Origin of the sequence: Thioalkalivibrio sp. ALE10 (genome assembly GCF_000381385.1) — a bacterium.
Classification (GTDB): Bacteria; Pseudomonadota; Gammaproteobacteria; order Ectothiorhodospirales; family Ectothiorhodospiraceae; genus Thioalkalivibrio.
The window spans coordinates 20,567-41,772 of sequence record NZ_KB906451.1 but is presented as its reverse complement, the minus strand read 5'-3'; the positions used below and the strand labels follow the sequence as shown (position 1 = coordinate 41,772).

The window sequence follows — 21,206 nt, the reverse complement described above, 5'->3', positions numbered from 1 at the left end:
TACACGCGCAAAGCTCCAACTCAATGAACACCCACGACTGACCGTCGAAGGAAACAGAATCCGACCATGGCCCTGAAGAAATCCCAGCTCTATTCGTCCCTGTGGCAGTCCTGCGACGAACTGCGCGGCGGCATGGATGCCTCGCAGTACAAGGATTACGTGCTGACGCTGCTGTTCATGAAGTACGTCAGCGACAAGAAGGACTCGCTGATCGAGGTCCCGGAGGGTGGCAGCTTCCAGGATATGGTGGCGCTCAAGGGCGACAAGGAGATCGGCGACAAGATCAACAAGATCATCGGCCGACTGGCCGAGGCCAACGACCTCAAGGGCGTCATCGACCAGGCGGACTTCAACGACGAGACCAAGCTCGGTTCCGGCAAGGACATGCAGGACCGTCTGTCGAAGCTGGTGGCCATCTTCGAGGAGCTCGATCTGGGCGCCAACCGTGCTGACGGCGACGACCTGCTGGGTGACGCCTACGAATACCTGATGCGCCACTTCGCCACCGAGTCCGGCAAGAGCAAGGGCCAGTTCTACACCCCGGGCGAGGTTTCGCGGGTGATCGCCCAGGTGGTGGGCATCGGCCCGGACACCCGTCAGGACGAGACCCTGTATGACCCAACCTGTGGTTCGGGGTCACTGCTGCTGCGCGCCGCCTATGAGGCCCCGCAGGGGCTGAGCATCTACGGCCAGGAAAACGACAACGCCACCTGGGCGCTGGCGAAGATGAACATGATCCTGCACGACTACCCCACCGCCGAGCTGTGGCGGGACAACACCCTCTCGCGCCCCTATTTCAAGAACGCGGACGGTAGCCTCAAGACCTTCGACTACGCCGTCGCCAATCCGCCATTCTCCGCCAAGTCCTGGACCAACGGCCTGGACCCGGCCAACGACGAGTTCGGCCGCTTCGAGTACGGCATCCCGCCGGCCAAGAACGGCGACTACGCCTTTCTGTTGCATCTCATCAAGTCGCTCAAGTCCACCGGCAAGGGCGCCATTATCCTGCCGCACGGCGTGCTTTTCCGCGGCCACAAGGAGGCCGATATCCGCCGCAACCTGATCCGGCGCGGGCTGATCAAGGGCATCATCGGCCTGCCGGCCAACCTGTTCTACGGCACCGGCATCCCCGCTTGCATCCTGGTCATCGACAAGGAACACGCCGCCAACCGCGAGCACATCTTCATGATCGATGCCAGCCGCGAGTTCATGAAGGACGGCAACAAGAACCGCCTGCGCTCGCGCGACATCCACAAGATCGTCGACGTGTTCAACTACCAGCGCGAACTGCCCGGCTATGCCCGCCGCGTGCCCCTGGCCGAGATCGCCAATGAAGCCAACGACTACAACCTCAACATCCCGCGTTACATCGACGCCGGCGAGGCGGAGGACCTGCACGACCTCTACGCCCACCTGAACGGCGGCACGCCTAAGCGCGACGTGGACGCACTCGAGCCCTACTGGTCCGTGCTGCCCGGCCTGCGCGAGGCGCTGTTTCGCGACAACGGCCGGTCCGGCTACCTCGAGCCCCGGGTCGACGCCCGCGAGGTCAAGGCCACCGTGCTGGGCCACGCTGCCTTCACGGCCTTCGCCGGACGCGTGGCCGGCGTCACCGACGACTGGCAGGCGGCGCATCGCCCGGACCTGTACACCCTGCAAGCGGGCGACAAGCCGCGCGATGTGATCCACGGCCTGTCCGAGGACCTGCTGCAACGCTTCACGGATGTGCCCCTGCTGGACCGCTACGCCGTCTACCAGCGCCTGATGGACTACTGGGCGGACGTCATGCAGGACGATGTCTACCTCATCGCCGCCGAGGGCTGGAATGAGGCGGCCCGGCCCCGGGGCGTGATCGAGAACAAGGAGCGCAAGATCAAGGAAGAACCCGACCTCACCGTCGGCAGCGGCAAAAAGGCGAAGAAGTACAAGCTCGACCTGATCCCGCCCGAGCTGGTCATCGCCCGCTACTTTGCCGACGAACAGGCCCGGCTCGACAGCCTGCAGGCCGAAGCCGAGTCCGCCAGCCGCGAGCTGGAGGAATTCATCGAGGAACAGGACGGCGAGGAAGACCCCTTGAGCGAGGTCAAGAACGACAAGGGCAAGGTCTCCAAGACCGAGATCCCCAAGCGCCTCAAAGCCCTCAAGGGCGAACCGGAGGCCGACGACGAAATCGCCGCCCTCAAGCAGTGCAAGAAGCTCATGGAGACCGAGGCCGCCGCCAAGAAGGCCGTCAAGGACGCCCAGGCCGAACTCGACCAGGCCGTACTGGCCCGCTACGCCGAGCTCACCGAGGACGAGATCAAACAGCTCGCTGTGGACGACAAATGGCTGACCGACATCCGCGCGGCCATCGAATCGGAAGTCGAGCGCATCACCAACCGGCTCGCCGGCCGCGTGCGCGAACTGGAAGAACGCTACGCCGAACCCCTGCCGACCATAGAGCAAGAGGTGGAGGCACTGGCCGCCAAAGTCACCGGCCACCTGGAAAAGATGGGGGTGCGGGTCGATGGCTGAGCGGAGCGAGGCAGTGGAAGAGCAGGCCGTGCGGGATGGGTCGGCCGTCTATTTGGTGGAGCCCGAAATCGCGACCGCTGATGACGTGCCGCCCGGATACAAGCGGACCGAGGTGGGGGTGATTCCGGAGGATTGGTGTGTTCATCGTCTTGGGAATCTAGGAGAGTTTAAGAACGGCATTAACAAAGGCAAGCAAGATTTTGGCCACGGTTATGCGTTTGTGAACCTAATGGATGTCTTCGGTGTGCCGAAGATCTCCCGGAGTCCGGAATTGGGTTTGGTCAAGTCGTCTCCGAGCGAACGCGAAGCATATGATCTCAAAGCTGGTGATGTTCTATTTGTTCGCTCATCGGTAAAACCGGAAGGTGTCGGACTAACGACTCTAGTCCCTTTCGACTTAGCAGATACTGTGTTTAGCGGATTCTTGATCCGATTTCGAAGCAATAGCCAGCTTGATATCGGATTCAAAGAGCATTGCTTTTGGGAGCGGGGATTCAGGCGGAGATTGATTGCGGGAAGCACTGTGAGCGCCAACACAAATGTAAATCAGGAGGCTTTGAAGGCTCTCCCCCTGGCGTTTCCCCCAAATACGCAAGAACAACGCGCCATCGCCACCGCTCTGTCGGACGCGGACGCGCTGATCGCATCCCTCAACCGCCTGATTGCCAAAAAGCGCGCCATCAAACAGGCCGCCATGCAACAACTCCTCACCGGCCAGACCCGCCTGCCCGGCTTCACCGGCGAGTGGGAGACGAAGCGGTTGGGGGATCTACTTGACAGAGTAATCGGCGGCGGAACACCGAGTCGCAGTAATCCGAGTTTTTGGAACGGCGATATTCCGTGGGTAACCGTTAAGGATTTTGCATCCTTCAATAGTAGTGCTACTCAGGAGTACGTGACAAACGAGGGTTTGTCTAATAGTGCAACTAACTTGATACCCGCTGGCACGGTAATAACGTCAACACGAATGGCCCTTGGTAAAGCCGTAATGTACGATTTGGATGTCACTATAAACCAGGATCTCAAAGCTCTTTTTTGCGGGAAAGAGCTAAGTAGTCTGTACCTCTATTTTTGGTTTGAAAATCATAGTGAATTGATTGAGGGCCTTGGTAGTGGCAGTACCGTCAAGGGGCTATCAACTTCGGATTTGAAATCTATCCAGTTTCTTTGTCCCTCTAGGGAGGAACAAACTGCCATCGCCACCGTCCTCTCCGACATGGACACCGAAATCGAGGCCCTGGAACGCCGCCGCGACAAGGCCCGCCAGATCAAGCAGGGCATGATGCAGCAACTCCTCACTGGGCGGGTGCGGCTGGTGACACCGGGGGTGGCCGCATGAGCGATGCCCGGCCGACCTCCATTCGCATCTTCCTCGCCGAGGGCGTCCCGGAAGGCTTGCGCATCGTCGAGAAATCAAACTGGACCGGTCGGGCCGTCGTCGCCGGCCGTGCCCAACTTGGCCAGGCGCTGGCCCGGGACGAGCTGAATCAGCCAGGCGTCTACGTGCTAACAGGCCCGGCGGAAGAAGGCGCGCCACGCCTGTATGTTGGTGAGGCCGATGTGCTGCGCGAGCGTTTGCGTCAGCATGTCGCGGGTAAGGACTTCTGGACGCGGTTTGTTGCGTTCACCAGCACCAACGAAGGGCTGAACAAGGCGCATGTCCGCTACCTGGAATCCCGGCTGGTGGAGTTGGCGAAAGCCGCCAACCAATGGAGTCTCGACAATAGTACCGCGCCGTCCCCGCCGCCGTTGTCGGAGCCGGACCGGGCCGATGCCGAATGGTTTTTGCAGGAAATGCTGGTGATCTTTCCGCTGTTGGGTGTCGACGCGTTCGAGACGGCAGCCGGCCAGGCGCGAGAGTCCGAGACCGCTGATTTTGAGCAGGTTCTGGTGCTTAACGAGCGCGGGGCAAAGGCCAGAGGCCGCGAAGTGGGCGATGGCTTCGTCGTGTTCAAGGGCTCGCGGGCCCGGTCCACGGAGGTGGCCTCCATCCACGAGTACATGCGCGATCTCAGGCAGCAGCTCAGGGAACGTGACGTGCTGCGGGAAGAGGGTGACAGCCTGATCTTCACCCAGGATTTTCGTTTCAACTCGCCGTCCACCGCCGCCGGCGTGCTGGTCGGCGGCAGCGCGAATGGCCGGATTACGTGGAAGGATGAGCAAGGGCGAACGCTCAAGGCATTACAGGAAGAGCGGGCGAGGGAGGCGCAATGACAGCAGCCAGCCGCGTTCCGACCTGCTGGATCATCGCCGGCCCGAACGGTGCGGGCAAAACGACGTTTGCGCTGGAATATTTGCCGAACGCGGTCGGTTGCCGGCAATTCGTCAATGCGGATCTGATTGCGGCGGGCATGGCGCCACTGGCCCCGGAAACCGAGCGAGTGGCGGCGGGGCGGATCTTTCTGAACGAGATCGAGCGCCATGTCCGCGCTCGCAGGGATTTCGCCTTCGAGACCACGCTGGCCGGCCGTGCTTATTTGCGTTTGATTCGGCGACTGCGAGAAAACGGATGGCGGGTGGAGCTGATCTACCTTGCGCTCCCCGACCCGGAAGCAGCCAGACAGCGGGTAGCGGAGCGCGTGGCTCATGGCGGGCATGATATCCCGGAAGCGGATATTCAGCGGCGGTTCTATCGTGGTCTTCGCAATCTTTTCGATGTCTATATCGGCGAAACCGATCGAACCCGGTGTTTTTCGAACGAAGGCGAACTGCCCGATCTGGTCTTCGTTCAGGAAGAGGGACGCCGCGACGTCTATCGGCAAGATGTTCTCTCGGGGCTGCTTGGAATGGTTCGGAAATGAACAAGTTATCCAAAGACGATGAGTTGGCTCTAGCGGCGCTGCGCCGGGCGGTCGCCAACGCCCTGGAGCGCAAGCGTCGGCTGGGACAGTACGCCGTGGTCTGGCGCGATGGCCGGACGGTCCGCCTGTCCCCGGAGCAGATTGGCAGCGCGGAGGAGTATGAATCGGGGGCGTCCGCCCCGCCATCCGCTGTACGCGAGCCGGGGCCGGACGACGAGGATCCGAAATGAGCACCGTCGGCCAACGTGAACGCCTCACCCAGCAGCAGGTGCTGCGCGTCTTCCAGGACGAGCTGAGCTATCGCTACCTGGGCGACTGGAAGGACCGGGCCGGCAACCGCAATATCGAGGAAAATCTACTGCGCGACTGGCTGGCGCGTCAGGGCCATGAGGAACGCGTGATCAATCGCGCCCTGCGCGAGCTTGACCAGGCGGCGGCGATTGCCGGCAGCAAGACCCTCTATGACGCCAACCGCGCCGTCTACGAGAAGCTGCGTTACGGCGTTCACGTCAAGCCGTCGGTGCAGGAGCAGACGGTTACTGTCTGGCTTATCGACTGGGCCAATCCCGAGAACAACGACTTTGCCGTGGCCGAGGAGGTCACGGTGGCCGGGGCCAATACCAAGCGCCCGGATGTGGTGCTCTACGTCAACGGCATCGCCCTGGGCGTGCTGGAGCTTAAGCGCTCCACCGTGGCGGTGGCCGAGGGTATCCGGCAGAACCTGGATAACCAGAAGCAGGATTTTATCCGGCCGTTCTTTTCCACGGTGCAACTGGTGATGGCGGGTAACCCGACCGAGGGCTTGCGATACGGCGTGATCGAGACGCCGGAGAAGCACTGGCTGCAGTGGAAAGAAGACTCGGGGAACGAGGATCTACTGCTGCGCGGCCTGGAACAGGTCTGCCGCAAGGATCGGCTGCTCGAGATCATCCACGACTTCATCGTGTTCGATGCGGGTACCAAGAAGACCTGCCGGCACAATCAGTATTTCGGCATTCGCGCGGCGCAGGAGTTTGTGCGCCGGCGCGAGGGCGGGATCATCTGGCACACCCAGGGGAGCGGCAAGTCTCTCACGATGGTCTGGCTGGCCAAGTGGATTCGGGAGAACGTAACGGATGCACGGGTGCTGGTGATCACGGACCGGACCGAGCTGGATGAGCAGATCGAGAAGGTGTTCAAGGGGGTGGACGAGCAGATCCATCGGACCCGCAGCGGCGCGGATCTGATCCGGGTTCTCGGAAGCAGCGAGGAGTGGCTGATCGGCTCGCTCGTGCACAAGTTCGGTAGCTCGGAGGAAGGGGACGTCGATGAATTCGTCCGCGACCTGAAGGGGCATCTTCCGAAGGGTTTCAGGGTGCCGGGCAATCTCTTCGTGTTCGTCGACGAATGCCATCGCACCCAGTCGGGCAAGCTGCACGATGCAATGAAGGCGGTGCTGCCCGATGCCACGCTGATCGGCTTCACCGGAACCCCGCTCTTGCAGAAGGACAAGCGCAAGAGCATCGAGATCTTTGGCCCCTATATCCATACCTACAAGTACGATCAGGCCGTGAGTGATGGTGTGGTGCTGGATCTGCGCTACGAAGCTCGGGACATCGACCAGCAGCTTACGAACCAGCAGAAGGTGGATGAATGGTTCGAGCTGAAGACCAAGGGGCTCAATGACTACGCCCGTGCCCAGCTCAAAAAGCGCTGGGGCACCATGCAGAAGGTTCTGAGCTCGCGCGATCGGCTGGAGAAGATCGTGGCCGACATTCTGTGGGATATGGCGACACGCGACCGGCTGGTCAGCGGGCATGGCAACGCGATGCTGGTAGCGGGCAGTATCTACTCGGCCTGTCGGCTCTACGAGATGTTTCAGAGCACCGAGCTGAAGGGCAAGTGCGCGATCGTGACCTCCTATGCCCCGTCGACCGCGGACATCAAGGGTGAATCGACCGGGGAGGGCGAGACGGAGAAGCTCCATCAGTATGAGATCTACCGTCAGATGCTGGCCGCGCACTTCGACGAGTCGCCAGAGAGTGCGATGGGGAAGGTGGAGACCTTCGAGAAGGAGGTTAAGAAACGATTCATCGACGAGCCGGGGCAGATGAAGCTGCTGATCGTGGTGGACAAGCTGCTCACGGGATTTGATGCGCCGCCCGCGACCTATCTGTACATCGACAAGAACATGCGGGACCACGGCCTGTTCCAGGCGATCTGCCGGGTGAACCGGTTGCATACGGAGGACAAGGAAGTCGGCTACATCATCGACTACAAGGACCTGTTCAGATCACTGGAGCAGTCGATCCAGGATTACACCGGTGGAGCCTTTGATTCGTTCGATTCGGAGGATGTCGAGGGCCTGCTGGAAGACCGGCTGACCAAGGCGCGTGAGCGCCTCGATGAGACACGCGAGGCCATCCACGCGCTGTGCGAAGCCGTGGAGCCACCGCGCGACAGCGCGGCATATCGCCGCTATTTCGTGGGCACGAGTGACGATCCTGACACGCAGAAGGACAACGAACCGAAGAGGGTGGCGTTGTACAAGCATGTCAGTGCCTTCCTGCGGGCGTACGCGAACCTGGCCAACGAGATGGGGCCGGCGGGCTACAGCGATGCCGAGGCGGCCGAGATCAAGGCCGAGGTGGAGCACTACGAGAAGGTCCGCGAGGAGGTGAAGCTCGCCAGTGGCGACTACATCGACATGAAGCTCTACGAGCCGGCCATGCGGCATCTTCTGGACAGCTATGTCCGGGCGGAGGATAGCGAGAAGCTTTCCGAGTTCGATGACATGACCCTCGTGGAACTGATTATCGACCGGGGAGAGGAAGCGATTGATGCCTTGCCGGAATCAATCAAGAGCGACTCCGAGGCCATGGCCGAAACGATCGAGAACAATGTCCGGCGCCTGATTATCGATGAGATGGCGGTCAACCCGAAGTACTACGAGCGGATGTCCGAGCTCCTCGATGCGCTCATCGAGCAACGGCGGAAAGAGGCTCTCGAATACCGCGAATACCTTGAGAGGGTCGTCCAGCTCACCCGTCAGACGGCTGAGGGCAAAGGAGGACCCACCTACCCCCCCGGTCTCGAGACACCGGCCCAAAGGGCGCTGTACGACAACCTTGGACAGGATGAGACTCTGGCACTTCGGCTGGACGAACGGATTCGCAACGTGAAGAAAGCGGATTGGCGGGGCAATACGTTCCGGGAGCGGGAAGTCCAGCGGGCCGTTCGGGCCGTATTGGAGGAGCAGGTCCGTGAGATCGGTGCGTACGATCTCGATGAAGTTATGAAGTTGGTGAAGGCCCAGAGTGAGTACTGAGCTACTGCAAATCGACGTGGGCGGATTGGCCGTAGAGGTCCACCGCAAGTCGATCCGCAACCTTCACGTCGGGGTATACCCTCCGGAAGGCCGGGTGCGGGTGGCTGCGCCGGCGCACATGGACGAAGAGGCCATCCGGTTGGCAGTGGTGTCGCGACTGGCCTGGATCCGCCGTCAGCAGCGAATGTTTCAGGCCCAGCCGCGGGAGTCGGGCCGCGAGATGGTGACGGGCGAGAGCCACTACTTCCGCGGTCAGCGTTATCGGCTGAACGTTATTGAAGGAAGGGGGGCAACTGGCGTTCGTCTCGTGGGGAATCACACGATGGAACTGACCGCCGCTCCAGGAAGCGATATCGAGGCCCGACAGCGCGTCCTCGAGCGCTGGTACCGAGCAGAGCTCCGGCAGCGGATCGACGAACTTCTGCCCAAGTGGCAAAGAGTCGTTGGTCAAGCGGTGGCCGAATGTCGCATCAAGAAGATGAAGACGAAATGGGGTAGCTGCAACATCGAGGCGCGGCGTGTCTGGCTGAACCTGGATCTCATTCGCAAGCCGGACCCTTGCCTGGAATACATCTTGGTACACGAGTTGGTGCACCTGCTGGAGCGACAGCATAACGACCGCTTCCGGAGTCTCATGGACAGATTTCTGCCGGACTGGCGGTTACGCAGAGATCAGCTCAACCAGTCGCCGCTCGCCCACCAGGATTGGGATTACTGAGGGGGTCAAAATCCAAAATCGATGGCCAACCGATCGGTCACAATGTCCTAGGCGAGACCATCGCGAACGTTTCTCCCGTCTCGGCGGGATCCAACTTTGAAGTGACCGATGACAGATTTGACGTGGCGCAAGGCTATCGAACGGGTGCTGAGTGACGCGGGTGGCGCGATGCACTATACGGACATCGCCGAGCAGATCGTGGCAGATGGGCTTCGGAAAAACGTGGGCGCCACGCCTCCGGCAACTGTCAACGCAAACATCTCGACTTCTATCAGCAAAGACGGCGAGAAGTCGCCGTTTCGCAAGGTGGGCCGCGGTGTCTACATGCTGAAGGGCGAGGAGCCCAAAAAACCGCAGAAAACGAAGGCGAGCGCTGTACCCATGGCCGAAGAGCCAGAGGGGGAGAGCGAAGAACAGTATGACGTTGTCTCCTCCTTCGGGATGTTCTGGCGGCGCGACTTTATTGTCTGGAATGGGAATCCCAAGATCCTCGGCATTCAGCAGATTGGATCGGAACCAGTGGATTTCTGCCGGCAGCTCGGCATCTACCTGCTCTACGACGGACGCGAGGTTGTTTACGTGGGGCGCTCCGTCGAGCGGCCTCTGGGCCGGCGACTGTACGAGCATACCCTGGATCGTCTAGCTACCCGCTGGAACCGCTTCTCGTGGTTCGGCGTTCTGCCGGTTTCAGACAAAGGCGACCTCCAACCCCAACCAGCCACGTATGGCGGGGCCAAGATCATTCCCGCTCTTGAAGCGATCCTAATTGAAGCCTTGGAGCCTCGGCAGAATCGCAAGCGAGGCGATGACCTATCCGCTGTCGAGTATCTGCAGCAAGAAGACCCTGAGGTGGAGAAGCGGAAGGCGCAGCAGGTGCTCGACAAGCTGGCGAGCAACTTTAAGTAGCGTGAACATCGAAGACCCCTGCGTGCTGTTCGGCTTAGAGTTGAATGGCTATAGGGTGATTATCAGGGGGCTCCTTAGGTGGTTATCTGTTCGTCTCGAATGGTGTCTTAAGGATTGTTGAAAAGTTTTCTTATTTCGCGTGTATTCGGTGAAGGCAATCTTTTTGGCGGTGTGCCGACATTTTCTAATATCGTCGGGGGGGTATGCGTCAGGTAGACGTTGAATGGGAAGGTCCATTCGTGGTTGAGTATGATCGAGAAAAGGATCAATACAGATTATCCGGAATTCCGTCAGAGGTTGAAGGAAACGCCCAACTATATTCATTTTATGGAAGGCACCCCGTTTATGGTGCGCAGTCGCTTTTGTATATAGGGAGAACTCTCCCTTCTTCGGAAGGCGGAGGAATTAATAATCGAATTCGAACGCATTTGGATGGACCACTTTGGTATCATACCGAGTTGGTAGTGCATTTGGGGGTTGCCAGTGAGCGAAACGACGTAGTGGCGGATTTCCAGTTAATCGAGGCGGTCGAATCGCTATTGATAGCGGCCAATATGCCTGCACTTAATTGTGAGCACATCAAAGGACCAAAGGTTTCTGCGGGTGGCGTTCATGTGGTTAATTGGGGCTTTATTGGAGGTCTGGTTCCGGAATGTTCGAGTCGGCGTTTTATCGGGTTGTCGGAACGGTGTGGCGAAGGATAATGTGGTAAAACGACGTATGGTCCTATGGCGGCCTTTAGCAGGTTATGGAAGGTGTTGAACAGGAAAGGGTGTGGTGGGAGCATCACCCCGTATGTTTCCGTCGAAATTAACGCTGTCAGGCTCGACTGGTATGGGAGGAAGGGAAGTGTCGGATCCGACAATTGGGGCGCTCTTTGCGGATGAGCCGGGTTTTTGGGGTTTGCGGGGCGATCCCTATCTTTGGCAAGAAATGCGTGAGCGGTTGTCCCTGGTGGCATTGCCCGCCTCAGAGGCAGACTTGGTGTCGTCAATTGAGCGGGAGTTCGCGAGTATTACAGGACATACGTTGAAGGATAAGAATGATTTCTATGTAGAGCGCTTCTATCATGGTGGAATGTCGGGAGGGTATATTAGTGGGGAATTCTGGGTTGCTGTCGCGCTTCCTATGTTGGTACAGCGTTATCGGTGTATGTAGGCGCGCCGTAGTAGGTGTCGGCCGGCGGCAGCCGTCCGGGGCGCGCCCGGCGCTACGGCATGAGTTGCATGACGTCGCGTAAATTGCGCCTTCGGCGCACGCAGGTAGATGACTGGACACGTGGTCCGTAGTCGATGCACATGACGGTGAGGGCGCTAAAGTGGATACTGTTGGCAGGTTCGTGAAATGGTCCTGTGTAGCTGGACTACGTGCTGATCGTGCTGTACGAGTTGTTGACCAAAAACTCAGCGGTGTAGGTAAGTTGGGGGCGATCCACTTCACGCACGTTCCCACATACAACTGTAGGGAGTGCACGGTCCGCTTTTCGGAGAGTTTGAACTCGACTATAGCGGCCGCCTCCGTTTGATTGGGGAGAGCGCCTAAGAGACGTTTAGCATCTTCTGATTTTGGCGATACCGCGACCAACGGCTTGGTCGAGGGCCTCAACCGCCGCATCGCCGAGACCAGGAGCCGAAGGAATCCAGGTCGATAATAAACGTGTTCAAAAAAGAATAGGTGTCCACTCATTAATAACGATTAAGATGGAATTGGAGGGGGGGGTATGAAAAAGTTTAACGAGTTCGCCAGTCGGATTGCTGGACAAGCAAGCTCTTTCGCCGAAAGAGCTGCGGATACCATAGGAGAAATTACCGATTCAAATCTGGAGGATCGAGGGCCACAATATTGTTCGTTTTGCTTTGAGCGTCATACCTGTACGCCCGTTGAGTCGTCGAATCTCTCCAGGAATGTCTACTCATGTGATGGGTGTGGAAACTTTATCGTTAAGTGTCGGGTCTGTGACAATTTTGCAAAGTACCGGGAGAAGAAGCTAGAGGCCGAGGATTCCCAAAGCGACGAGCCGGAGGCGGAAGTAAATGGCTCGTCTTGGGGGTGGGAGAATCAATTCTGCTCGGTCCATTCCGGAAGTATCGCCAATTTTGAACATTTGAATGACAAGCTTGATGTGATCACGGACTATCAGCGTTTATTCGAACGCAGCGGAAGGAATTTCAAGAGGATTGGTGCTACGGCGGCTGGTGTTACAGGGGGCGCAGCAATTGTCGCTCCGCTCGCATTCTTCGCGGCGCCTGCAGCGGGTGCCGCGATCGGCGCCAGCGCTTATGGTCTTAGTGGCGCAGCAGCTACCAGCAAGGGTCTGGCGGTCCTTGGTGGTGGATCACTCGCGAGCGGGGGTTTCGGTATGGCCGGTGGAGTGGCGGTCGTTACGGCTACTGGTTCCGCTCTTGGCGGTAGGAGTGGCGCGATCATTGCGAATGGCTATTACGGCGATATTGATGGCTTTGAGATTGAGGCGATGACCGACGGCGAGGGGCCGGCGATTTTGTGCATTAACGGTTTTCTCACTGAAGGGGATGACAAAACCGGTGCAGAATGGTTGAAAGGGGTCATTAGGCGTTACCCCGAAAACCCCATCATGCATGTCAAGTGGGAGTCGAAGCGTCTTCGGGAACTCGCCGAATCTGTAGGCGGGTTGACGAGTAGGGCGGCGGGCTGGCATGCGATGTCGACGTTGGGGAAGAGAGGGCTCAAGATGGCGGCCAAGAAAGCGAGCCCTGTTGGTGCGGCGTTGTCGGCGCTTGGTGTTGCCTCCAACCCTTGGTCTATAGCACGCGTCAAGGCGGCTCAGACGGGTGCATTGCTCGCGGACTTGATGGCTAGGACCGACCAGAGATACATCTTGGTAGGGCACTCGCTGGGGGCCCGTGTGATTTATTTTTGCTTGCGTGCTCTGGCCGAGAAACAAGGCAGGCAAGTTGCTGAAGCGCACTTGTTAGGTGGCGCTATAGATAGTTTCGCGTCCGACAACGAACATGGCTCGTTGGCGGAGGCGCAAGAAGCGGATGAGGTTGTGGATTGGGCTATCGCGGCATCCGCGGTTGATGGAAAAATCAGAAACTATTATTCGATGAATGATGATGTTTTGAAGTACGCATACACGGTGGGTGAGCTCTTCCGTGGTAGTCCGGTGGGTCGGACTCCGATTGTTCATCCGGAGATAGAGAATGTTGATGTTACGTCCGAGGTAGATGGGCACTCTGCATATATTAAAAACTTAAGGGAGTTTTTGGAGCCTGGAGAAGTGTCGTGACGATGTTCGCGTTTTAGAGCAGTTTTATGTTTTAGAGGTAAATTTGATTATGGCAGCTTTCGGATAAGTGGAAAGACGGTCGGCGGAGAGAGTGAAAGCGAATGCTCCAGTCGAAACTCGCTTGGCTTGATCACGATGCGGATGCGCGCGAGCGCAGTATGCGCGTGCTGGCGATGTTCGGGGAGCGTGATACTCGTGATGAGCTGGGTCTTGGTGCGATTCGGGATAACCTGGCGGATCTGCTGTTTCCGGGCACGAGTACGATCCAGACGCGCTTGCGCTACATGCTGCTGGTGGCGTGGGTGTATCAGCAGGTAGAGGCGGAGTTGGCGCACGGGGCGCTTGCGGCTGAGAAGGTGCCGGCGCGGGCGGCGGATCTGGAGTTTCGCATTGTGGATGCGCTGCGCGAGTCGGACGACCGTGCGGGAGTGTTCGGCATCGGATCCGGCCGTACACTGCAGCGATTACCCAGTTCGGTGTATTGGGCGGGGCTGGCGTCGTGGGGTATCCGGGAGGTGCCGCTGTCGCAGGAGCGTTACCACCGGAGTGTGGCTGGCCTGGTGGAGCAGCGCCGGGAGTATGGTCGCCTGGAGGGGCAGAGTGGCGCCGGTTCGGGGGATTCGGAATACCGTACCTGGCACCCGGGCTTGCCGAAGGCACCCGACGGCTTCCCGGGCGGGGTGTCCCTGGCGCTCGAGGTTGAGGAAGCGGAGTTTCTGCTGGACCGGGTGCGCGAGAGCCATCCGACCAGTCTGCTGGCTCACCTGTTTGAACGTTGTGCCCCGGCAGACGTGACTTTTCCCTGGGAGCATCCCGATCGGGCGAGTTTCAGTGAGCGGCAGCAGGCACTGCTGGATCAGGCGGAGAAACTTGCGGTGCTCGCCCAGGGGGCGTTCCTGCTCTACAACCTGGCATTGTCGGAACGTCGCGAACGCGAGGAGTGGGTGGAGTATTACCAGCAGTGGCTGAACGACTGGACCGAGTCGGCCCAGGCATTGCCATTAGCGGAATGGAACCTCGACGAACTCTTCGCGCTGACCGAGGCGGGGGCGCTGCGGGTGCCCGAGGGGGCAAGGCGCTTTTTGCGGGACTGGCGTGAACGCGTCGTGGCTTGCGGCAGCGACGGGGCGCGGTTGCGGGCCGATGAGGTGGCGCGTGATCTGGTACGGCGGCGCGAAACACTGCTGAAAAAGGCGCGCTCGCGCTTTACCAACCCACAGGCGCTGACGCAGTGGAGCGGGCAGTCGGGTGCCCATCGCTACAACTATCGGTGGCCGACGGTGATGCGTTTCCACCGGGATCTGCACACGGCGTTGTACGGCGAGGAGGGGTAATGCTGGACCCCAACGGGCGCAACCTGTACACCAGCCTGCTTACGCCACCGCCCGGTTACTCGCTGGACCAGGCGCTGGGCACCACTTTCTCGCTCGACATTCCCACGCTGCTGACCATCCCGGTCCATCTGTCGTTGCTCGGAGCCGGGCGGAGCGATGACGGAATCGCGGTGTACGAATCGGTCCGGCGCACGATGGATCGGGTGACGCTCTATCTCCAGCGCGGCCAGATGCGCGCGCCGAAAGACGGCAACCATCTTTTCGGGCTGCTGGAGCCGTGCATGGTGGAGGTGGAGCCGCCCGGCGGCGGGGTGTTTCATCCCAAGGTCTGGGTGCTGCGCTTCCTGCCGGACCCGGGGGTACAGGAACCGCCGCTGCTGCGGGTGGCGATCCTGTCGCGCAATGTCACCGATGATCGCTCCTGGGATCTCTCGCTGCAGCTTGATGGCGTGCTGGGCGAGGAAAGCATTGAGTCGAACCGGCCCCTGGCGCGGTTGGTGGAGAGTCTGCCGGGGCTGGCGACGCGGGAATTGGATGCGGATCGGCACGCGCAGGCCCGGGATCTGGCCCGCGATCTGATGACTTGCGACTTCGCGTTGCCCGATGGCGCCGAGACCCTGGAGTTTGCGGTTCCGGGACTGCCGGGTACGCGCTGGGAACCCGAGCCGGGCGAGCGCCTGGCGGTGATCTCGCCGTTTCTGAAGGATGCGGCGCTGCGTCGGCTTGCCGACGCCAGTTCCAAACCGGTGGCGTTGATTTCGCGGCCGGAGGAGCTGGAGCAGGTATCGCCGGAAGTCTGCGGTGCGTTCGATGCTTGTTATGTGCTGCATGAAGCGGCGGAGACAGAAGACAACGAGGGTGAGATCGACCACGACACTCACGGCCTGCACGCCAAGGCGTGGATCCGTGAGCAGGGGACGCGCACGTCGATCACCCTGGGCTCGGCGAACGTGACGGATGCCGCATTGCTGGCGCAGCACAACCTCGAGGTGATGGCGACTTTGACCGGGCCGCGACGCAAGCTGGGCGGCATCGACGACCTGCTGGGCGAAAAGGGGCTCGGGAGTGTGCTCCAGCACTGGGCGCCCGGGGAGGATGTGCCCGACGAGGACGTGGAAAAGGTGCGGGCGCGCGAGCGGCTGGAGCAGGCCCGGACGGCGCTGGCCCGTGGCGGGTTGAAGGTCGTGTGCGAGCCCGGCAGTGCCGAGGGTATGTGGCGTTTGTGGCTGGCCGGGGGCGTCGAGGTGCCGGAATCGGTGGCCTGCCGCGCGTGGCCGGTGAGCCGGCGGCCGAATGAGGCGGTGACGCTTGAGGCGGGTCCGGAAGAACATCGGACGGAGCTGGCCCATGGTGGACCCGCGTACCTGACCGGTGTGATTGCCTTCGAGCTGACGGATCCGGCCGCGGAGCCGCTGCGTTTTGCACTGAACCTGCCGATCGAGGGTTTGCCCGCGGAGGACCGCGAGGCGGCGATTCTGCGTGCCGTGGTGGAGAACCGCGACGGGTTCCTGCGCTATCTGATGCTGCTGTTGGCCGGCGATGATGCCTCCGCGGCGGCCTTCATGCCGATCGCGGGAAGCGGCCATGGACACTGGCACAAGGCCGCGCTGGATGAGCTGCCGCTGCTGGAGGAGATGACCCGCTGTTACAGCCGCGAACCGGAACGCCTGCAGGATATTGCGGAGATGATCGAACGCTTGCAAAGACGCGTCGGTAGCTCCGAGTTGGTGCCGCCGGAGTTCGAGGCTCTTTGGCGTACGTACCAGGAAGCGATGGAGCGCCGCGATGGATGAGATCGAAGGCTTCGATGCCGGGCCGGTGCTGGACGGGCTCAAGCCGTTTCAGCGACGCACCGTGGATTACGCCTTCCAGCGGCTGTTCGACCCGGCGGGCAGCGGGCGTTTCCTGGTGGCCGACGAGGTGGGGCTCGGCAAGACCCTGGTCGCTCGTGGCGTCATCGCACGCACCCTGGAGGCGTTAAGCGGACGAGGGGAGCGCATCGACATCATCTACGTGTGCTCGAATGCGGCGATTGCCGAGCAGAACGTGCGTCGGATGAATGTGATGGAAGAGGGCGGGTTCGCCCTTGCCAGTCGACTGACGCTGCTGCCGCAGACGGTGCATCATCTCAACCGCAACCCGGTCAATTTCATCAGCCTGACACCCGGGACGACGTTCAATCTGCGCTCCAGCACGGGCAAGGTGCAGGAGCGGGTGTTGTTGTTCCATTTGCTCGACGGGCTGGAGGGGCTGAGTTCGGTGGGGCTGAGCAAGGCTCTCCAGTGCAGCGTTGGCGAAACCTGGCCCCAGTGGCTGGAGAAACGCCCGGAGGCGATCGATCCGGACCTGGCGGAGGCGTTCGTCGAGCACCTGCGCCAGCAGGTGCATCTGCGCGAACGGCTTGAGCGTATCTGCGAGGTCTACGAAGCCCCTGAAGCCGAGCGTGGCCCGGAGGCGAACGCCGAGCGCAATGCCGTGGTGGGTGAGCTACGCCGCCAGCTTGCCCGGGTCTGCCTCGCGGCCCTGCGTCCCTCGTTGGTGATCCTGGACGAGTTTCAGCGCTTTTCCGACCTGTTGAACGGGGAGACGGAAGAGGCGGTACTGGCCAACGACCTTTTCTCGCTGGACGGGGTGCGACTGCTCCTGTTGTCGGCGACCCCGTACCGGATGCTGAGCATGCACGGCGAGTCGGACGAGGATCACCACGAGGAGTTTCGGAACACGGTGGGGTTCCTGTACGGCGACCCGGATGAAAGCGATCGCCTGGGAGAGCATCTCGAGGCGTATCGACGCGGCTGCCGACAACTCGCGGAGGGACATCACGAGGGGCTCCATGAGGCGCGCGAACGCCTGCAATCCCATTTGATGAAGGTGATGTGCCGGACCGAGCGGGTGGGCCTGACGCGGCGGCGGGATGCCATGCTGGACGGGGATGAGCGGGTGGTCACTTTGTCGCCTTCGGATCTCGAGTACGCGCGGAACATCGACGCGACGGCGCGTGCGGCCGGTCTGCCCGATGTGATCGAGTACTGGAAGTCGATTCCGTACATGCTCAGTTATATGCGCGACTACCAGTTGCGCCGGGAGCTGGACGCGATCGGCGAGGCGCCGCCGGCTGAGCTGAAGCGCGCAATCAGGGATGGGAATGGGCTAAGCACGATCGACCGCCAGCGTGTGGAGAACTATCAGTCGCTGGAAATCCCTCACGCGCGGATGCGCGCGTTCGTCAACGAAACCGTGGATTCCGGTCTCTGGGAGCTCTTGTGGCTTCCGCCTTCATTGCCGTACACGCAGCTCGCGGGGCCCTGGGCACGCGCCGGGCAGGTCACCAAACAACTCGTGTTTTCGGCCTGGAACGCGGTGCCGGATGCGATCGCAACCCTTTGCTCGTACGAGGCCCAGGCCCGGGCGTTTGGTCAGGACGGCGAAGACCTCACCTACAGCAATACCTATGAGCGCGTTCGGCCCCTCCTGCGGTTTCATACGGATGCGGACGGTCGACTGACCGGGATGCCGGCACTGGCGCGGATCATGCCGGCCCCTCGTCTGGCGCGCGAGCTGGATCCGCTTCGCTTGTCCATGGATCTCTCGAATGGCGATCCGCCGAGTCTGGACACGCTTCTTGCAGCCGCTGCCAGGCGATGTCGCGAACTGCTCGCTGAGCTTCCCGAGGGCGAAGCTCATGGAAGAGTGGATGAGCGTTGGTACTGGGCCACCATCGCCATGCTGGAACACGACGATCACCTTGTGGAGTGGATGCGGTCGGCGAGCGGCTGGTCCGAGGCCATTCCCGAACGCGAAAGCGGCGACCAGTTTCATGCCCACGTCGATCACATGATCGAGGCGATGCAGGGCGGCGTCGACCTGGGGCGGCGACCGCCGGATCTGGCCGAGGTGGTGGCCCGGTTCGCATTGGGCGGACCGGGGGCCTGCGGGGTGCGTGCTCTACGGCGGGTAGCACCGGATGTGGACTGGAACGACCCGGCGTTGCTTTCAGGCGCCGCGCAGGTCGCGAATGGCTTCCGTACCCTGTTCAACCTCCCCGAGAGCGTGGTTCTGATCCAGAATCGGGACAATCTGCCGTACTGGCGCCAGGCGCTGGACTATGCGGTCGAAGGCAACCTGCAGGCGGTGCTGGACGAGCATGTGCATGTGTTGCCGGAACAGCTCGGGCTGGTGGACGCGGCCCCGGCCGAGCGCATCGACGGCGTGGCGTGGGCGATCGCGGAATCGCTGTCGATGCGTTCGGCGCAGCTCAAGGTGGATGAGGTCCAGATGAGGGGGCGCCAGGTCGCGGTGGATGACTTCTCCATCCGTTGTCGCTTCGCGCTGCGCTTCGGGGATATGCGCGATGACAGCAGTGGCCCCATCGCGCGCGCCGATGCTGTGCGCGCGGCGTTCAACTCACCCTTCCGGCCGTTTGTGCTGTCCAGTACGTCGGCCGGCCAGGAAGGTCTGGACTTCCACACCTGGTGCCATTCCGTGGTGCACTGGAACCTGCCGTCGAACCCGGTCGACATGGAGCAACGCGAGGGGCGCGTGCACCGCTACAAGGGGCACGCGGTTCGCCGAAACGTCGCTCAGGACATTGGACTGGACGGGCTGTCCGGTTGGCAGGGCGAGGGAGATCCGTGGGAGCGGCTGTTCGAGTGCGCCGAAACCACCGACTTCGGCCAACAGTCCGATTTGGCGCCTTGGTGGATCTACGAAGCGGGAGATGCCCGAATCCTCCGGCGAGTGTTGCTTCTCCCGCTCAGCCGCGATGTCGGACGACTCCAGCAGATGAAACGCCAGCTCGCCCTCTACCGAATGGTGTTCGGGCAGCCTCGCCAGGAAGACCTAATCGCCTATCTCGATCAGGCACTGCCAGACGACGCGCCGGAGGATTGGCAGATCTCGCTCTTGCCTCCTACGAGCGAACACTAGGTGGGCGTGAGCGCCATGTGGCGTTAACAGGTCCTGGCTTTATTTTGCAGACTACGCTGCACATACGGAGTGGCCGGATATGGCCTCTCGCCGAAAGGTGAGCTGCCCCTCGCCAAGCTGCGAACGTAAGCAATGGTGGACCCCACTCACCCTCTCATGTAGATCGAAGACATGGGGCCCACCACGAGGAGTGAACTGATGTCCGTAGCCATTGCTGGTGTTGACCTTACCAAGAACGTCTTCCACATCCACGCCGTGGATCGGCGCGGTGAGATGGCCTTCCGCTTTTCGCGCAAGCGAGATGCCGGGGTTGACGAGCTCTGTAACCGCATTGATGGCCAGACTGTCATCGCCATGGAAGCGTGTGTTCCCCCGCACCCCGTTTGGCCTGGACACCTCCCTAGGGGGGGGCTAGTCGGGGCACCCTGAGCCCTTGGCTGCCCCCGCCTGAAGCAAGACGGAGGTGTCAGATGAGCAGCAACATGGCCAAGAGCAACGGCAAGCAGGATAAGGGCCGGTTCTCCTCCAAGCGCAAGACAGAGGTGGTCCTGCGCCTGCTGCGCGGGGAGAACCTCGAGGCCATGAGCCGGGAGTACGGGGTCACCGCGGCCCGGATCAGCCAATGGCGGGAGGACTTCCTCGCCGCCGGCGAGGTCGGGCTCAAGGGCGGCAGCACGCACGATCCGCGCGATGAGTGGATCCGCCAGCTCCAGGCCAAGGTCGGGGAGCTGACCATGGACCTGGAGGCCTCCCGCGAGGCGGTTTGCCGCCTCAAGGAGGGGCGCCCTTTGGCCCCGGGGAGCTCGAGCTCATGAGCCGGGCGTGTTCGGTCTCCCAGCGCCGGCCCTTCAGTGTCGCCCGTATCTGCCAGGAGTGGGGCATCCCCCGCTCGACGTTCGTCACGGATGTGCCGAATAAGATGTGGGCGACCGACGCCACCGCGACGTTCCTGCCGGAGTGCGGACAGGTAACGATCGTTCGCCGTCGTGGCCCCCTACAACGCCGAGTGCCTCGGGATCTACGCGGCTCGAACCGGGACCCGCTTCGAGGCGCTGCGAGGGGTCGTCGCCGGCTTCCGCGAGGGCAACGCCGTCGGCGTTGCCCTGCGCCACGACCATGGCGGCAAGTATGTGAGCGAGGCTCTCCAGCGGGACCTCGGCTTCCTCGGCCTCGAGTCCTCGCCGGCGTTGGTCTACGCCCCGGAGGGCGACGGCGTGATCGAGCGGTTCCTCCGCACCCTCAAGGAGCAGCTGCTATGGTGCCAAGGGGCCCGCACCTTGGCGGAGCTCAACGAGGCCCTGCAGCGCTGGCGCGAGCGGTACAACCAGGGGCGGCTGGCTGCGGGGGCCCCATGGTTTCCTGTCGCCTGCGCAGGTCCGTGCCGACTACCTTGAAACCATGCCGATGGCGGCATGACCATGCTTACGGGATG

Annotated in this window: 14 protein-coding genes; all 14 read left to right on the top strand. The window is 61.3% G+C overall.

All coding sequences use genetic code 11. The features are described from left to right. Nucleotides 1–66: 66 nt before the first annotated feature. The 14 genes from F788_RS0104565 (at nt 67) to F788_RS13335 (ending at nt 21,168) form a co-directional block, all read left to right on the top strand. Nucleotides 67–2,514 (top strand): type I restriction-modification system subunit M, encoded by a 2,448-nt coding sequence (locus tag F788_RS0104565; RefSeq protein WP_019589398.1) that lies wholly within the window; start codon nt 67–69, stop codon nt 2,512–2,514. Beyond that, entirely contained in the window at nt 2,507–3,853 is a 1,347-nt protein-coding gene (locus tag F788_RS13590) for a restriction endonuclease subunit S (protein ID WP_081622821.1), read from the top strand. Before F788_RS0104565 ends, F788_RS13590 begins: the two co-directional genes overlap by 8 nt. Continuing rightward, nucleotides 3,850–4,728, top strand: a complete 879-nt coding sequence (locus F788_RS0104555; protein WP_019589396.1) for a GIY-YIG nuclease family protein — start codon at nt 3,850–3,852, stop codon at nt 4,726–4,728. The genes F788_RS13590 and F788_RS0104555 overlap by 4 nt, the downstream gene beginning before the upstream one ends. Next, nucleotides 4,725–5,315 (top strand): AAA family ATPase, encoded by a 591-nt coding sequence (locus F788_RS0104550; RefSeq protein WP_019589395.1) that lies wholly within the window; start codon nt 4,725–4,727, stop codon nt 5,313–5,315. Before F788_RS0104555 ends, F788_RS0104550 begins: the two co-directional genes overlap by 4 nt. After that, nucleotides 5,312–5,545 carry a hypothetical protein gene (locus tag F788_RS0104545; protein WP_019589394.1) on the top strand — a complete coding sequence of 78 codons (234 nt, stop codon included), beginning with the start codon at nt 5,312–5,314 and terminating at the stop codon, nt 5,543–5,545. The genes F788_RS0104550 and F788_RS0104545 overlap by 4 nt, the downstream gene beginning before the upstream one ends. Then, the gene (locus F788_RS0104540) at nt 5,542–8,622 is read left to right on the top strand and encodes a type I restriction endonuclease subunit R (RefSeq protein WP_019589393.1); all 3,081 of its coding nucleotides are present in this window, start codon (nt 5,542–5,544) and stop codon (nt 8,620–8,622) included. Before F788_RS0104545 ends, F788_RS0104540 begins: the two co-directional genes overlap by 4 nt. Next, nucleotides 8,612–9,340 (top strand): M48 family metallopeptidase, encoded by a 729-nt coding sequence (locus F788_RS0104535; protein WP_019589392.1) that lies wholly within the window; start codon nt 8,612–8,614, stop codon nt 9,338–9,340. Before F788_RS0104540 ends, F788_RS0104535 begins: the two co-directional genes overlap by 11 nt. A gap of 108 nt (nt 9,341–9,448) precedes the next feature. Next, the gene (locus F788_RS0104530) at nt 9,449–10,246 is read left to right on the top strand and encodes an HTH domain-containing protein (RefSeq protein WP_019589391.1); all 798 of its coding nucleotides are present in this window, start codon (nt 9,449–9,451) and stop codon (nt 10,244–10,246) included. Nucleotides 10,247–11,966: 1,720 nt separating this feature from the next. Beyond that, nucleotides 11,967–13,514: a DUF726 domain-containing protein gene (locus tag F788_RS13585; RefSeq protein WP_081622820.1), complete on the top strand. Its 1,548-nt coding sequence runs from the start codon at nt 11,967–11,969 to the stop codon at nt 13,512–13,514. Nucleotides 13,515–13,615: 101 nt separating this feature from the next. Further along, nucleotides 13,616–14,848 (top strand): DUF6361 family protein, encoded by a 1,233-nt coding sequence (locus F788_RS0104525; protein ID WP_019589390.1) that lies wholly within the window; start codon nt 13,616–13,618, stop codon nt 14,846–14,848. Next, nucleotides 14,848–16,641, top strand: a complete 1,794-nt coding sequence (locus F788_RS0104520) for a phospholipase D family protein (protein WP_019589389.1) — start codon at nt 14,848–14,850, stop codon at nt 16,639–16,641. The genes F788_RS0104525 and F788_RS0104520 overlap by 1 nt, the downstream gene beginning before the upstream one ends. Beyond that, on the top strand, nt 16,634–19,774 hold the full coding sequence (locus F788_RS0104515; protein WP_019589388.1) for a helicase-related protein: 3,141 nt from the start codon (nt 16,634–16,636) through the stop codon (nt 19,772–19,774). The genes F788_RS0104520 and F788_RS0104515 overlap by 8 nt, the downstream gene beginning before the upstream one ends. Before the next feature lie 470 nt (nt 19,775–20,244). Then, complete coding sequence (locus F788_RS0104510; RefSeq protein WP_019589386.1) at nt 20,245–20,589, top strand: helix-turn-helix domain-containing protein; 345 nt, start codon at nt 20,245–20,247, stop codon at nt 20,587–20,589. A gap of 171 nt (nt 20,590–20,760) precedes the next feature. Beyond that, the gene (locus F788_RS13335) at nt 20,761–21,168 is read left to right on the top strand and encodes an integrase core domain-containing protein (RefSeq protein ID WP_051080612.1); all 408 of its coding nucleotides are present in this window, start codon (nt 20,761–20,763) and stop codon (nt 21,166–21,168) included. Nucleotides 21,169–21,206 lie beyond the last annotated feature (38 nt).